The following is a 306-nucleotide window of genomic DNA, read 5'->3' as shown; positions in this document are numbered from 1 at the left end:
TCATATGTTTTTGTAGATACCTTATTTCAAAAAGCGGGAATCATACGCTGTTATGGCCGCAATGAGCTCATGACGGTTGCCGGTATTCTTCAGCAAAAGGAATCTGAAGGAAAGAATATTGCCATTATCACCCATGCCGGCGGACCTGCTGTAATGCTGACAGATGTGTTGTCAAAGAACGGTTTAAAGATCCCTCATTTGGAAGGAAAAGAAAGCGAAACCTTGTTGGACAAATTATTTGATGGATCTTCCGTATCCAATCCTATTGATTTTTTGGCTACAGGTAATGCGCAGCAATTGGAAGCA

Annotated in this window: 1 protein-coding gene; it reads left to right on the top strand. The window is 41.5% G+C overall.

The window, feature by feature from the left end; translation table 11 throughout:
* A partial coding sequence (locus tag HC175_RS22595) for a hypothetical protein (RefSeq protein ID WP_209310221.1) occupies positions 1-306 on the top strand: 306 nt, incomplete at both ends.

Source organism: Salinimicrobium oceani (assembly GCF_012037645.1).
Note: the sequence above shows the minus strand (reverse complement) of the source record. Positions and strands in the feature narration are given on the sequence as shown.